The organism is Bifidobacterium cebidarum (assembly GCF_009193305.1).
Lineage (GTDB): Bacteria > Actinomycetota > Actinomycetes > Actinomycetales > Bifidobacteriaceae > Bifidobacterium > Bifidobacterium cebidarum.
The window spans coordinates 56,451-71,952 of sequence record NZ_WBVS01000005.1; the positions used below are offsets into that span (position 1 = coordinate 56,451).

Sequence of the window (15,502 nt, forward strand, 5' to 3'; positions counted from 1 at the left end):
GGCATGGTTTCCACCGCACAACACCACGCCTTCACACCGTGAGCACTTGGTCGGCGATACGCATGGCGGATTCCCGGTGAGACACCAACACTACCGCGACACCGGATTGGGGCGCGGAATCACCGTATGCCGCAGCAGAGCGTTCGGCATGGCTGGCGCCAAGATCCTGAATCGAGCGCAGGATAATCGCCTCGTTCAACGCATCCAGACGGCTGGTCGGCTCATCAAAGAGGATGAGGTCGGCGCTGCGCAGGAATACGCGAGCCAAGCCGATGCGCTGGCGTTCGCCTTCCGAAAGGCGATCGCCAAGCTCGCCGACCTCGGTATCGAGCCCATTGGGCAGGGAATCAATCAGGCCCAAAACGGACGCTTTGCCTAGGGCCTCGCGCAGACGGTCGTCGGAAGCGGCGGCAATCTCCGATTCAGGCAGGGCGATCAGCAGATTGTCGCGAATCGTACCGTCGAACAGATGCGTGTCCTGGCTCATCATGGCTTGGATGCGGCGACGATAATGGGCGTCGATTTGCGGCAGAGGCGTACCGGAGAGCAGCACCTGGCCGGCTTGCGGGTCCCAGTAGCGCATCAGCAGCTTCAGCATCGTGGATTTGCCGCGGCCCGATGGCCCTTGGACGCCGAGGATGCCGTGGCGCGGGATGTCGAGGGAGAAGTCGTTGAGGACTGGCTCGGACGGTGCTGCAGCTGCAACGACAGCGGCGCCAGCAGCACCGGAGTAAGCAAAGGTCACATGATCAAGCGTCATGCCTTGGAAAGACGGCGTTGCAGCGCCGGCTTCGGTAATGGCGGGAGTCTCATCCATGATGCCGAACAAGCGGCGTGCGGCGGCGAACGTTTGCGTGAGGTTGGCCGGCAGGGCGCTCAGCGCCAAGGTCGGGCCGAAGGAACTGGTGAACAGTACGAATGCGGCGACCAGTGCCGGGATGCGCATAGGTTCGGCGGCGGCAAGCGTGAGTACGATGGCGATGGCAGCGGTGTTCAGCAGGAAGACGAGCAGACCGCCGATTCCGGCGAAACGGCCGTTCACGCGGCTGAGCTTGGCGTGATCGCGCCAGAGTGCGCGGGTGCGGTTTTCGATGGCGCGGGCACGCTCTTCGCCACGGCCGAAACGGATGATTTCGTCGATGCCGCGCATGTCGTCGAGCATCACGTCGTCGAGCTTGCCGGCGGCTCCGCGGATTGCAGGGCCAAGATTGCGCACGCCGGTGGCGAAGAACCTCGGGATGATGACGCCGATCGCCAGATGCGCGACAATGAGTGCGAACGCCATCCACGGATTCAGGGTCGCCGCAATGATCGCGTAGACGATGGTGGTGGTCACGGCGATGGCCACCGGGCTGATGGTGTGCGCGAAGAAGATCTCGAGCAGTTCCACATCGGTGGTGAGCATGGCGATGAGGTCGCCCTTGCCCTTGCCGGCGAGCTTGGCCGGGGCGAGGCGGCGGAGTGCCGCGAACGCCCTGGAACGGAAGAGCGCGAGTAGATGGAAGGCCACGTTGTGGTTGAGGTATTGCTCGACGTACCGGGTGATGCCACGCAGGAGCGCGCAGATAATCATGCCGATGACCGCCGGCGTGACGCCCATGCCCCACACCGGATGGCCTGCGATGGCGAACGCTGCGACTATGCCGAACACCGGCAGGAAGGTCGCGGCCAAGTGTCCGATGGAGCCGGAGACGGTGGCTGCCACCATCAGACGGGTGAGAGGTGCGGCGACCTTGAGCAGACGCTTGACCGTCTGAAGGGTGGTGAGTTGGGCGGGCTTGATGGCAGACGGCTCGGGAGAGACGGACGATGTGGATTGTGCACCCTTATTATTGGAGATCTCTTCCCCACCCGGTCTGCGATCGGGAGTCCCCTCGTCAGAGCGGGCCTGTGAGGCGGATGCCTCGGCAAAATGTTCGATATTGGCTTGCGTGATGAACAGTTCGGCGTATCGACCGTTCGCGGCCATCAGCGTGGCATGGGTACCGGTCTCGGCAACATGCGCATGGTCGAGCACCACGACCTGATCGGCATGCTCGGCATTGGCCATGCGATGCGTAATCATAATCACCGTTTTGCCGCGAGATTCCGCCAGTTCACGGATGGTCGCGAGAATCAGTTCCTCGGATTCCACATCCACGCTGCTGGTAGCCTCATCGAACACGAACACCGGAGAATCATGCAGCAACGCACGGGCGATGGCGATGCGCTGGCGTTGCCCGCCGGACAGGTTGGCGGCATCCGGTTCAATCACCATGTCAAGTCCAGCCGGCTGAGCATGCACAAAATCGGCGATGCGAGCCTGTTCCAGAGCTTGCCACAGTAGCGATTCCACAGGAGAATCAGTGCGTTCGCCATCATCAGCATTGTCCAGCACCGTCTTAGGCAAAGCCATCATCAGATTCTCGCGCAACGTTCCGGAGAACAGGTGGCTGCTGGCACCAATCAGTGTCACGTTGCGTGCGAGCGTATCGCCGGAGAGTTCGCGAATCTCGCGGCCGCTCAACGTCACCGAGCCTTGATACCCGGTCAATGTTCCAGCGAGCAAAGCCGCAGCGGTGGATTTGCCGGACCCCGAGACGCCGACGATGGCGGTGAGCCGACCCGGGCGTGCGGTGAAGGACACGTCCGTCAGCGCTTCAGTACCATCTTCATAGGCGAAGGACACGTGGGAGAAATCGACTTCGAACGCAGCATCATTCGGCAATACCGCCGTGCCATGCGCCGGCTCGGGCGCGTCGAGCAATGCGAAGATGCGCTTCGTGGAGGTCATGCCGTTCATAGCCACATGGAAGAACGAACCGAGCTGGCGCATCGGAATGAAGAACTCCGCGGAAAGCAGCACAATGAACAGCAGTCCGGTAAGGGTCAGCGGGTATCCGATGCCGAATGGCAAGAGGTATTGCAGACCGTACACAGGGTAGCGAAGCACTTCAGGCACCTTGGATGCGAGGAACGCCATCGACAGTCCGGTATCGAACACATGGGCATGTGCATAACGCCATAGCGCCACGCCTATGCCGGCGGCCGCACCGCCATAGGCCACCACGTCCATGGCGGTCAGCGAGCGCAACTGGATCTGCAGCACGCGCATGGTCATCACGCGGAAGTTCTCGGCCTTCTTGTCCATTTCGGCGGCAGCGCGATCGTCGGCGTCGAAGTTCTTCAGGGTTTCAAGACCTTGCAGGTTGTCGAGGAACGCGGCACCCATATCGGTGTAGCGCCCCCAGTATTTCTTGAAGGCGCGGGCGGCTGTCATCGACACCATGCCGGTCACGATGATGATCAGCGGAGCGCAGACAAGCATGGTGAGCGCGGCCGGCATATCAATCGGTGCGATCGCCACGAACAAGGTGATCGGCGCGAGAATCGCATAGAACAGTTGAGGCAGGAACAGCTCGAAGAAGCTTTGGATCTGTTCCACGCCTTCGCCGGCGGACTGCACCACATCTGAGGTTTTGACGCGGCTGGCGTAGGAGGGGCCGAATGCCAGCATCTTGCGGTAAAGCTTGGAACGCAACGCGAGTTTGACGCGTTCGGCGGCTTCGGTGCCGAGGCGCGTGGCATGCGTGGTGGCGGTGTATCGTATGGCGGCGCACAGGAGTGCGAGGAGCACATAGAACATGATGTCGCCGGCCATCGGAAGCACACTGCTGCCTGCTACGTCTTGCAGCTGCGTGGGGCATGGCCACGAGTCAGGTGATGTGTCATCGCACTGGTAGAGCGGCGGATCGACTGCCGTCAGCGCATTGCTCAACAGCATGACCAATGAGAGTACGAAACCGATATTGGCGAGCAATCCCACCCACATCAAGGCCACTTTGCCGGCTATGAGTCTCCCGAGGCCCGGCGTCAGCTGGAATAGTCGCTTATCGAACATGCTTCCCCTCAATACGTGTCATCAATCTTCTTCACCGTAATGGAAAAGCGCGGCACACGCCAGCCTTGCCGATAGCGAAATACGTCACAGAGGCCTTTATGCAGCTATCTCGCTTACGAAGGGTACATTGGAGGCTTCGGGAACATCTATCTGCTTTACGAGGGGTTCCTAATCAGCCTAATCGCGACTAGAGCATCTTTCCTTGCATCGTTATTTCGCCGTTTTGAAGACCGGTCTACTCGGAGAGGAACCCCTTGTAAAGCAGATAGACCTTCCGACAAGCCCAAATCAACCCCTCGTAAGCGAGATAGCCATTGTTGCGGCAGCTCATCCGCGCATACCGGGTGCAATGCTGACGCTGCGGGCCGCAGCGAGCAGATCCTGTGCGTATTGCGGGCCTGGATCGGCGAACAACCCCTCCGTTGATTTATGGACCACGCTTCTGCCGCCGCGCATGACCATGATGTCATCACATAATGCGTTGGCCACACCTAAATCATGAGTAATGAGCATGAGGCTCAAGCCGTTGGTTTGGCGTAGTTCAGCCAACAGGTCCAAAATCTCGTGCTGCACAGAGACGTCCAATGCACTGGTGGGTTCGTCGGCTACGAGCACATCGGGATTCACCGCGAGCGCGCGGGCGATGGCGATGCGCTGGCGTTGCCCGCCCGAGAAGGCCTGCGGCCGGCGGGAGAGGATGCCGGCCGACTCGCCGAGACCGACCATGCGCAGCAGCTCGAGGCAACGCCGTGTAATGACCTCGCGCGAAGGCCTCGAGCCTAATGTGTGATGCAGCAGCATGCCTTCGGAAAGAATGCGATAGACGCTATGGCTTGGATTGAGCGAGGAATCCGGATTCTGGAACACCATTTGGACGCGTCGGCGTTGTTCACGGGTACGGCGTATCGGTGCAAGGGGCTGGCCGGCGAGTAATACTTGGCCTTCCGCTGGCGCAATCAGCCCGGCGGCCACACGCGCCAAAGTGGATTTGCCGGCACCGGACTCCCCCACAATGCCAATCGCCCTGCCTTTCGGCAGGCTCAACGACACATGGTCCACGGCGGTGAAACCGCCATAGTGCACGGTGATGCCGCGCATCTCAAACAATGCTGATGATGCATGTCGTGTCATCGGTCTTGTTCTCCCGGAATCGGCAGAATGGCGCTGACCAGTCGCCGTGTGTATTCCTGCTGTGGATTGTTGAGCACATCCTCAGTTGCGCCGGCTTCCACAATGCGCCCGTGCTGCATCACGATGAGCCGGTCGCACAGATGCGCGGCGACGCCAAGATTATGGGTCACGAACAGCATGGTGAGGCCGAGACGCTCGCGCAAATCGGCAAGAAGGTCGAGGATCTGCAGCTGCACGGTCACATCCAATGCCGTGGTCGGCTCATCGCACAGCAGGATGTCCGGCTTGGTGGCGAGCGCGATGGCGATGCCGACGCGCTGGCATTGGCCGCCCGAAAGCTGGCCAGGGTATCGATCGGCGGCGCGCAATGATGCCGGTAGGCCAAGGCTTATCAAGAGATCTGCAGCTTGGGCTTGCGCCTCTCGGCGTGGTAGATGCTGGTTATATCGCATCACCTCAGCCACTTGCCTGGCCACTCCGGTCAGCGGATCGAGCGAAGACACCGGGTCCTGGAAAATCATGGCGAGACGCTTGTGCTCCGAGATTGAGATTGATTCGGAATCGGCAAGCACCACACCTTCGGGCAGCAACCCCATAATCGCCCGCAAGGTCAGGCTTTTGCCGGAGCCGGATTCGCCGACAAGTCCCACGGTTTCGCCAGGCTGCACATCGAAGGAGATGCCATCGATCAACGGCCGATTCCCCATGGCCGTTGTGATGCGCAGATCGTTGACGCGGATGATGGGCTCATGGCACGAGTCCGCATGACTTCCGGCGGCAGCGCCCGGATGCTCCTGATTGCTGATGATGGAAGCGTCTGCGTTCATACCTGCCTCCTTGCGTCGTTGAGGCCGTCGCCGATTAGGGCCAGCGCTATGCCCACCAGCACCACAGCAGTCCCAGGCAACGTGGACACCCACCAGCGGGTGGCGAGGAAGGACTGCCCGTCCGCAATCATCGTGCCCCAATCCGGGGTGGGCGGGGTGACGCCGAGACCCAAATAGCCGAGCGTCACAATCGCCACCAGCAACGCCACCATGTCGCTGACCAGCACGATCACCGCTTGGGAGAACACGTTCGGCAACATCTGGCGCAGCAGAATGGAGGTGTCCGAGAAACCCATCACGCGAGCGCTTTCCACCCACTCCTCCCCCGCGAGCGAGGCCGTGGCGCCTTTAACCGTACGCGCGAAGATGATCCAACCCATAATGAGGAAGGTCAGGAATATGCCGGTGACGCCGGTACCGGTTACGAACGCCACGACCGCGACCAGCAGGTAGAACGGGAATGCGATCAGCGCATCGGAGAGCAGCGTGATGATGCGGTTCGGCCAACCGCCGTAGTAGCCGGCGATGAGGCCGGCCGCCGTGCCGATAATGAACGGCAGCAGTTCCACGCCAACCATCAGCGCAAGGTCCACCCGTCCGGCCGCGGCCACGCGTACCAGCAGGTCGCGGCCGAGCTGGTCGGTGCCAAACGGGTGCACGAATGATGGCGGCTGCAGCATGGAGGAGATGTCTTCCGCCGTTGGGTCGTATGGGGACAACAGCGGAATAATCAGTACCGCCAGCACGATGGCGGCAAGCAAGGCGACACCGGCCGCCAACGTGCGAGGTAAGTGCAACCGCTTCATGCCACTCCCCCGGCTTCCTGATGCCGTGCTTCGCCGCCAAGTCCGCCGCGCACGCGATAGTCGATGAGTCCGCCGGCAATCTCCACGATTATGGAAATCAGCACCACGCCGAGCGCGCAATAGATGGCGATGGCCTGGATGAGCGGGAAATCACGGACGGTGATGGCGCTGAACAGCAGCGATCCCACGCCTTTCAGGCCGAAGACCTGCTCGACCACCAACGTGCCGCCGACGAGGAACGAGATCTTCATGCCGTACAGCTGCAGCGCCGGCAGCAACGCATTGCGCAGCACATGGCGACGGATCACGCGCTCGGGCAGATGGGCGGCGCGGAGCGTTACCACAAAGTCAGCACCGAGCACTTCCAGGATTCGAGTGCGCAGCGAACGTACGATAAACGGGGTCTGTGCGAGCGCGATGGTCAGTGATGGCAGGGCCATCGAATACAGCATGCCATCGATGCCGGGCTGCGTGCCGCCGACCGGGAATATTTTGAGTGTCACCGCAAAAAGCAGCACGAACACCAATCCAACCCAGAATTCCGGCATGCCAAGGGTGATGGTGGGCACGATGCGCACCAATTGATCGACCCATCCGCCTTTGTGGAGGGCTGCGGTCATGGCCAGCGGCAGGGAAATCGCCACGACCAGCACGGCTGAGCAGCCGATGAGCCATAGGGATACTGGCAGACGACTCAATACCAGCGCGCGTGAGGATACGTTATAGGCGATGGATTGGCCGGTGTCGCCGGTGGCGAGCAGGGTGCCGATGAACGAGGTGAACTGTTTGCCGATGGATTGGTCGAGACCGAGCCGGTGATGCATGTCGGCAATCTGCTCGGGGCGGGCTTTGAGCCCCAACACCATTTGCGCGGGGTCACCAGGCACAAGGCGCACGATGAGGAACACGCCGATGGTGACGAGCACCAGCACCAAGAGCATATGAACGACAATGCCGCCCAGCCATTTGGCTAAGGCGGCAGGTCGTGATGTGGTCATAGTGGTTATTGTACGACCGAGCGGGTCATGAGGCCCGGATCAGCCGATCTTGACGTCCTGGAAGCGCACGGAGTTGTTCGGCAGCACTTCGAGACCGGTCACGTTCTTGCGCACGGCCTTGACGATCTGCGGGGAGTACAGCGGGATGTACGGCACTTCGTCGGCCAGGGTCTGCTGGATCTTCTCGTAGAGGGCGGCGCGCTCGTCACCGTCCGGGGTCACCTGGGCCTTCTTGAGCTCTTCGGTGACTTCGGGGTTGGAGTAGCTGGTCCAGTAGGACTTGCTGAAGCCGTCCGGGTCGGCTTGGAAGTCGATGATCGAGTCGGCGTCCGGGTAGTCGGCCTGTGCGGAGTTGATCATGATCTGGTAGTCGAATGCCTTGAAGCGGGAACGGAAGGTGGCGATGTCCACGGATTCGATCTCGAGCTTCACGCCGATCTTGGCGGCTGCGGACTGCAGCAGCTGAGCGGCCTGGGAGTAGGCGTTGTTGCCGGAGGCGAGCAGGATCTTGGCGTCGAAGCCATCCGGATACTTGGACTGGGCGAGCTCTTCCTTGGCCTTGTCGAGGTCGTTGTCCACCGGCTCGATGGAATCCTGGGTGCTGTATTCGATGGCCTTGGGCAGCACGGTCTTGGCGGTGTCGGCGTGGCCGAAGGAGACGGCCTTGGTCACATCGGAGCGGTTCAGCGCATAGGCGAGGGCGCGGCGCACGTGCACGTCGGAGAAGTGCTCGTCGGCGGTGTTGAAGAAGAAGGTGTGGGTCACCCAGCTACCGGCGGTCTCGACCTTGGTGTCGTTGCCGTTCTCGAGTTCGTCGAGGTTCTCGAGGGCCGGGTCTTCGATGCCGTCCACCTGGCCGGTCTTGAGCTGGTTCACGGCCTGGGTGCCGTCTTCCACGAGCTTGTAGACGAGCTTGGTGATGCCCGGCTTGCCCTGCTGCCAGTAGTTCTCGTTCTTGGTGAAGGTCAGGTCGCCGGACTTATCCCACTTGGAGACGACGAACGGGCCGGTGCCCACGGGGTTCGCGAAGAAGTCGGCCTCGGACTTGCCGCCGAAGTCCTTCGGCACGATGCCGTTGGAGAAGTTGGCGAGCTCGGCGAGCAGCGGGGTGTACGGGCTGTTGAGCTTGATCTCCACGGTCTTCTCGTCCGGGGCGGTGACGGATGCGATGTCCGCGGTGAGCGGCAGGGCGGCATCCTTCTCGGCCTGGTGCTGCTCGATGGAGAACACGGCGTCTTCGGCGGTGACGTTCTTGCCGTTGGAGAACTTGAGGCCGTCGCGCAGTGTGAAGGTGTAGGTCAAGCCATCGTCGGAGATCTTGTGGGACTTGGCGAGCCAGTCGATGATCTTGCCGTCCTTGTCGAAGCTGACGAGCGGCTCGAAGATCTTGTCGATGGCGAACGCGTTGTTGGAGGTGATTTCGGTCCACAGGTTGAGCGAGGTCACGGCGGCGGAGCGCGCGTAGGTGAACGTGGTCTGGTCGCCGGAGGCGCTGGTGCCGGCCGTGGTGGAGCCTCCGGTCTGCGAGCAAGCGGCGAGCGAAATTGCGAGCACGGCGGCGGTCGCGGCCGTCAGAGCCGTGCGAAGGGCACTGAACGTGCGGGTCTTCTTCATTATGTTCCTCTTCTTGAATCCTCTGTTTTGGCTCAGGCATCGGCGCGATTACGCGAACGAACGCGTGCAGCTGACGCACCGGCCTGAAATACAAAAGCGCAGTCCATCCTAGGATGGGCTGCGCCCTGCCGCAATCGCCGTCTTATCGCAGCGTTATCGGCATTGGTTACTACCGGTTATTAGGCGGGCAGGCAACCGATCAGGCGGCAGCGTCGGCGATGGCGCGGCGCTTGGCCAGCTCGGCGCGGATGGCCGGCTCGTTCTTCTCGAAGCGACGGTAGAAGAGCATGATGAAGATGCAGATCGCGTAAACGATGATGGGCAGCCAGATGAAGCAGAACTGGATGGCGCTCAGGGCCTGGGCGCTCTGCTGCTGGTTGGCCACGTAGCCGGCGGCGGCCATGATCTTGGACGGGATCAGGTTGCCGAGGCCGGAGCCGAACTGGATGCAGAAGGAGGCGCCGACCGCGGAGAGCAGACCGGCGGCGCGGATGCCGTTCTTCCATTCGCCGTAATCGACGGTGTCGGCCAGCATGGCGAACGGCATGGCGAGGGCCATGGCGGCGCCGAGGATGGAGATGGCCCAGAACACCACGAACAGGGCGAAGCTGTGGGATGCGGTGAGCAGCAGGAGCTGGCCGATGATGGCCATGACCATGCCGAGAATCATCGTGTCGGTCTTGCCGGCCTTGCCGAAGCGCTTGGAGATGATCGGGATGAGGAAGGTGGTCACGAGGCCGAGAATCTGCATGCCGTTGAGCACGGTGGCGAGGTTCTCATTGTTCAGGTTGTACTTGGCGTAGTACACAGCCACGGACATGCGGTCCTCTTGGGCGATCCAGAAGATCACGAAGGCGATGATCAGCGTGATCCACGGCCAGTTGCCCTTGATGGCGTGCAGGCTTTCCTTGAACGGCAGCGGGTTCTGGGTCTTCGGATCATAGTTATGCTCGCGGATGTTGCGGAAGGCGAACCACAGCAGCGCCACGGCGATGATGCCGTAGACGGCGAAGGTGAACATGAAGCCGATCTTCTGATCGGTGTGGCCGGTGATGGCCTTGCCGGCCCAGTTGACCAGCGGCAGGGTGCACACGGCGGTGATGAAGGTGCCGAACAAGCCGCCGGAAAGACGGAAGGTGTTGGCCTTCACGCGCTCGGCCGGGTCAGGGGTGAGGTTGGAGAGGATGGCGGTGATAGGCGTCTGGATGCCGGTGTACACGAGGCCTGCGGCGAGGATGTAGGTGATGGTGGCGTAGACGACCTTGCCGAACGGCGGCAGGTCAGGAGCGGTGAACGCCAGGAACACGGTGATGGCGAACGGCACGGCCATCCACAGGAAGAACGGGCGGGACTGGCCCCACTTGGTCTTGGTGTGGTCGACGATGGACCCCCACACCGGAGCGGAGATGCAGTCGCCGATACGAGCGATCAGCAGAATCCAGCCTGCGGCGGCTGCGGTGATGCCGAACACATCGGTGTAGAAGAACATGATGTAGGTGCCGAGCGAGGAGTACAGCAGGTTGCCTGCCATATCGGTGCTCAGGTAGGAGACCTTCTCCTTGAGCGGCAGCGTGCCGTCGAAGGCTTCCTCAGCTTCGGTTTCCCTCACCCTGCCGGCGGCGGTGGCCACCTGGCCAGTCAAAGCAACAGACATAACTCTTCCTCTCTTACGCCTGTTTGGTGTGCGTGCGCTTGTTCGCAATTGTTTGGATTGTTTGTTTTATCGGTAATGTTTGCGCTATCACCGATTGCCGAAATGGTATGTTATGCCCCTTTTAACGCAAAAACGCTCAAAAACTACCATGCATGCGAATCGTTGTGGAACCGTTATGAACATGGCGCGAAAACGGCTTCATCGTTATCATTGCGTTGCTGTTTCGTTATCGTTTCGTGCTTTTTTGGCCCTTGTTGCCACGCTTTTGCCATGCGAAAAATTTCGCTTATGCGCCTCCGCGCATTCCCGCCACGTGAAACGTGATACGCGCACCGCTTGTAGGCAATCCACAAAAGGGCGAGCATGACTTTTCCGCCGCGCACAACGCGCCTGACGCTACGCGCGCGTAACCTCGACTAACAGAATGGCAAGAAATGTCAACGCACGATGACTTTGCGCTATGACTTTTCCGCCTATGGCACTGCCGAGTTGCGGCTCGGTGACGGCCAGACACAACCCAAGACTTAGCCAACCGCAAGGCATTTAGCAGCACGCCGAGCGCACCAGCGCGGCATGAAAGAACAGGCACCAATGCTCACCGAATACACCACCCCCGGCGAATCCATTGCATTACGCGACAATCAGACCATCTATTCCTTGCTCACCGACCGCATCGCCCGCACCGGCGAAGATACGGTCATCGCAGCCAAGAAACTAGGCCCCGGCCGCTGGCAGGACGTGACCACCGGCGAGTTCCACAAGCGCGTCATCTCCGCCGCCAAAGGCCTGATCGCCCTAGGCATCGGCAAGGGAGACGCCGTGACCATCTTCTCCTCCACCCGCCTCGAATGGGGCATTCTTGATTTCGCCCTGGCCGCAGTAGGCGCAGTGAGCGTGCCGATCTACGACACGGATTCCGCTTCCCAGGCACAGCGCATCATGAATGACTCCGCGGTCAAACTGGCCGTGGCGGACAATCGCGAGCGCTTCGACCGTCTTGATTCCGTCAAGGACCACTGCCCCACGTTGCGCCAGATTCTGATGTTCGACGGCAACGCGCTCGGCGCGCTCGAAGGCTTGGGCGTCACTGTATCCGACGAAGAATTCGACGAGCGCGTGGCTTCGGTGCACATCGACGACCTGGCCACAATCGTGTATACATCCGGTTCCACCGGCAATCCGAAGGGTGCAGAACTGACGCATAAGAACTTCGTTTCCATTACGGTTGCGGCTTCCCAGGCGCTGCATGAGGTGATCCTTGACGACCATCCGCGACTGCTGCTGTTCCTGCCGCTCGCCCACTGCTTCGCGCGCTTCATCCAGTACGCCTCCATCGCCTCCGATGACGGTGTGGTCGGCTATCTGCCGGACACCAAGTCCTTGCTGCCCGACCTGCGTTCCTTCGAACCGACCTATCTGCTCGGCGTGCCGCGTGTGTTCGAGAAGGTGTACAACGCCGCCTCCCGCAAGGCCGGCACCGGCTGGAAGGGCCGTCTGTTCCTCAAGGCCGCCGAAGCCGCACGCGCTTGGAGCCGCAAGGAGCAGGCCGGCGAGAAACATACGCTGGCTGAGATCGCCGAGCACGCCAAGTATGAGACGCTGGTCTACCGCACGGTTCGCGGCGCTTTGGGCCCGAAGATCAAGTACGTGGCCTGCGGCGGCGCTCCGCTCTCCCTGGATCTGGCGCACTTCTACAACGGCATTGGTCTGCCGATGATTCAGGGTTATGGCATGACCGAGACCGCCGCTCCGTTCGCCGCCACGCGTGTGACCGACAATGTGATCGGCACGGTTGGCCAGCCAGCTCCTGGTTCTTCGATCCGCATTTCCGATGAGGGCGAGTTGCAGGTCAAGGGCCCGAATGTGTTCCGCGGCTACCATAATCTTCCGGAGAAAACCGCCGAGGCGTTCACCGCCGACGGCTGGCTCAGGACCGGCGATTTGGCTGAGATCGACGACGAAGGCCGCATCATCATCACCGGCCGCATCAAGGACATCATCATCACCGCCGGCGGCAAGAACGTCTCCCCGATTCCGCTGGAGGAGGAGATTGCCAAGTGCCCGATTGTGGAGCACTGCGTGGCGGTGGGCGACCGCCGCCCGTTCATTGGCGCATTGGTGACGCTTGACCCTGAGGCTCTGGCTGCCTGGCTGCCGGCTCACGGCCTGTCCGCCGATACGCCGGTGGACCGTTTGGCCGTGAACGCGGCGGTGCGCGAGGAGATTCAGCAGTACGTGGATAAGGCGAACGCCACGGTCTCCCGCGCTGAGTCCGTGCGCAAGTTCGCCGTGTTGGATACGCAGTTCACGCAGGAGAACAAGTGCCTGACGCCGTCCCTGAAGGTGGTGCGCCCGGCTGTGAACCGCGTGTTCGCCGATGTGATCGACCGCGAAATCTACAACGGCAAGCGCTGAGGTTGCGCAGGCAGCGCTTTCCTTAAAAAATAACGCTGCCACGCTGCCGCAACATGGGTTAGACGCCCGATTCTGATTGTTGGGACTTTTATTTGCGCCACAACAATCAGAATCGGGTGTTTTTGTATTTTCGTGACAACTGCCGGCAAAGATGCAGTACGCAGGTATCCCAATCGGCTTGCCACATGATGTCAAAAAGAGCTTAATTGGGCTTCATGTGCCATGAATATTTGTCACCAGATTGCAATGGCGGTGTTTTTGAAGGATCGTGACAAAAAAGGCCGCTCCGGTTTCCCGAAGCGGCCTTAGGCAGTTTCACTGGTTAAGAATAAGGAGGAAATTGAATAGCGCGTGCGGAGACCGCCGTCTGAAGGCGAAGGAGCTGAGCCGTCTAGCGGGTAGCCCGGTGGGCTGCCCGTAGGCGAGGGGAGCAGCTACGCTGCGACGGTTGGGCGCAGCACAACAAGGTACTTCAAGCCTGAAGAAAGGCGGTATACGCTCCGCTATTCAATTTTCCAATCAGTGGCGGCTTGCCGGCGCTGATTAATGTGTGTGTCCTCTAGGCGTACCGAGGGAAGGCGTACGAAGGTACGTCGACCGAGGAACAACGACGAGGACACCCCATTAATCAGTGACGGTTGTCGAGACGGTGGTACATCTCGGACAGCTGCAGTTCCTTCTCGAACTGGCGAGCGGTGGTCTTGTCGTCGATGACGGCAAGTTCGACACCAGCGATGCGGGCGAAGTCTTCCCAGGCCTCGCGACCAACGGAGGTGGTCATGCAGGTGTGGTGAGAGCCGCCGGCGGTGATCCAGCACTGGACAGCGGTCTTCAGGTCAGGCTGCGGCTTCCAGACGGCGCGTGCGCACGGCAGTTCCTTCAGGGAGCCCTGCGGCTCGACGACGTCGACGACGTCCATGAGCAGGCGGAAGCGTTCGCGCTCGTCGGCCATGGAGACCACGACTGCGTCCTTCTTCGGAGCGCCGGAGAAGACCAGGCGGACCGGGTCGGCCTTGCCGCCGATGCCCAGCGGGTGGATCTCCAGCTTCGGCTTGGCGATGGTGCCGATGGCCGGGGAGACCTCGAGCATGTGGGAGCCCATGTCGAGCTCGTTGCCCTCGGTGAAGTTGTAGGAGTAGTCCTCCATCAGGGAGGCGCCACCCTCGAGGCCGTAGCCCATCACAGCGCCGATGCGGACGAGGACGGCGGTCTTCCAGTCGCCTTCGGCGGAGAAGCCCCAGCCGTACTCGGACGGGAAGCGCTGCGGGCCGACGCCCGGCAGCTGCGGCAGAGCGCCGAGGTCTTCGAAGTTGTCGACGCCGGCGGTGCAGCCGTTGGCGCGCATCATGTTGACCATGGCAGCCTCTTCCTTGGCTGCGATGAACAGGGAGTCGTACTTGGCGTCGAGCAGAGCAGGGTCAACGTCGTACTTGGCCTTGTAGTCCTCGATGATTTCCTTAACCTGATCGTCCTTGACGGCATCGTAGGCGGCGACGAGCTCGTTGACGGCCCAGGTGTTGATGGAAGCGCCGAACACGCGCTCGGCTTCAGTCTTGTCGCCTTCAGTGACGGCGACGTTACGCATGTTGTCGCCCCAACGCATGACCTTCATGTTGTTGGAGGCATCCCAGCCGGCGCAGGCGCGAGCCCAGGTGCCGACCTTCTCGGCGACTTCCGGATCGGTGTAGTGGCCGACGACGATCTTGCGCGGAATGCCGAGGCGGGAGACGATGTAACCGAACTCACGGTCGCCGTGGGCGGCCTGGTTCAGGTTCATGAAGTCCATGTCGATGGTCTCCCACGGAATCTCCTTGTGGTGCTGGGTGGCCAGCTGCAGCAGCGGCTTGGTCAGCACTTCGAGGCCACGGATCCACATCTTGGCCGGGGAGAAGGTGTGGCACCAGGTGATGACGCCGATGACGTTCGGGTTGGCGGAGGCTTCAACCATGAACTGCTTGACGCCGTCGGAGGACTTCAGGGTCGGCTTCAGCACGATCTTGGCCGGAATCTTGCCGGTCTTGTTCAGGTAGTCGACCATTTCGGCGGAGTGCTCAGCGACCTGACGCAGAGCTTCCTCGCCGTACAGGTCCTGGGAACCGACGCCGAACCAGATTTCCTTGCCCTCAAAGGGGTTTTCCATTGCCATAATGGCTCCTTTTATTTACTTCGTTGTGTGG

General features: G+C 61.2%; 9 protein-coding genes. 1 reads left to right on the forward strand and 8 read right to left on the reverse strand.

Annotated features, from left to right (window positions below; genetic code table 11):
- Window positions 1–31: 31 nt before the first annotated feature.
- The 7 genes from F7D08_RS06145 to F7D08_RS06175 form a co-directional block, all read right to left on the reverse strand.
- Window positions 32–3,880: an ABC transporter ATP-binding protein/permease gene (locus F7D08_RS06145; RefSeq protein ID WP_152209788.1), complete on the reverse strand. Its 3,849-nt coding sequence runs from the start codon at window positions 3,878–3,880 to the stop codon at window positions 32–34.
- A gap of 327 nt (window positions 3,881–4,207) precedes the next feature.
- Window positions 4,208–5,011 (reverse strand): ABC transporter ATP-binding protein, encoded by an 804-nt coding sequence (locus F7D08_RS06150; protein WP_152209789.1) that lies wholly within the window; start codon window positions 5,009–5,011, stop codon window positions 4,208–4,210.
- The gene (locus tag F7D08_RS06155; RefSeq protein WP_226803406.1) at window positions 5,008–5,838 is read right to left on the reverse strand and encodes an ABC transporter ATP-binding protein; all 831 of its coding nucleotides are present in this window, start codon (window positions 5,836–5,838) and stop codon (window positions 5,008–5,010) included. The genes F7D08_RS06150 and F7D08_RS06155 overlap by 4 nt, the downstream gene beginning before the upstream one ends.
- The gene (locus tag F7D08_RS06160; RefSeq protein WP_152209790.1) at window positions 5,835–6,644 is read right to left on the reverse strand and encodes an ABC transporter permease; all 810 of its coding nucleotides are present in this window, start codon (window positions 6,642–6,644) and stop codon (window positions 5,835–5,837) included. The genes F7D08_RS06155 and F7D08_RS06160 overlap by 4 nt, the downstream gene beginning before the upstream one ends.
- Complete coding sequence (locus F7D08_RS06165) at window positions 6,641–7,642, reverse strand: ABC transporter permease (protein ID WP_226803407.1); 1,002 nt, start codon at window positions 7,640–7,642, stop codon at window positions 6,641–6,643. The genes F7D08_RS06160 and F7D08_RS06165 overlap by 4 nt, the downstream gene beginning before the upstream one ends.
- Before the next feature lie 39 nt (window positions 7,643–7,681).
- Complete coding sequence (locus F7D08_RS06170) at window positions 7,682–9,256, reverse strand: ABC transporter substrate-binding protein (RefSeq protein WP_152209791.1); 1,575 nt, start codon at window positions 9,254–9,256, stop codon at window positions 7,682–7,684.
- Window positions 9,257–9,455: 199 nt separating this feature from the next.
- Window positions 9,456–10,910 (reverse strand): MFS transporter, encoded by a 1,455-nt coding sequence (locus F7D08_RS06175; RefSeq protein WP_152209792.1) that lies wholly within the window; start codon window positions 10,908–10,910, stop codon window positions 9,456–9,458.
- Window positions 10,911–11,501: 591 nt separating this feature from the next.
- Between F7D08_RS06175 and F7D08_RS06180 the strand changes: the two genes are divergently transcribed.
- Window positions 11,502–13,325: an AMP-dependent synthetase/ligase gene (locus tag F7D08_RS06180; RefSeq protein WP_152209852.1), complete on the forward strand. Its 1,824-nt coding sequence runs from the start codon at window positions 11,502–11,504 to the stop codon at window positions 13,323–13,325.
- Between the two features lie 628 nt (window positions 13,326–13,953).
- On the opposite strand, the gene araA is transcribed toward F7D08_RS06180, so the two are convergent.
- Window positions 13,954–15,471 (reverse strand): L-arabinose isomerase, encoded by a 1,518-nt coding sequence (gene araA, locus F7D08_RS06185; protein WP_152209793.1) that lies wholly within the window; start codon window positions 15,469–15,471, stop codon window positions 13,954–13,956.
- Window positions 15,472–15,502: the final 31 nt, after the last annotated feature.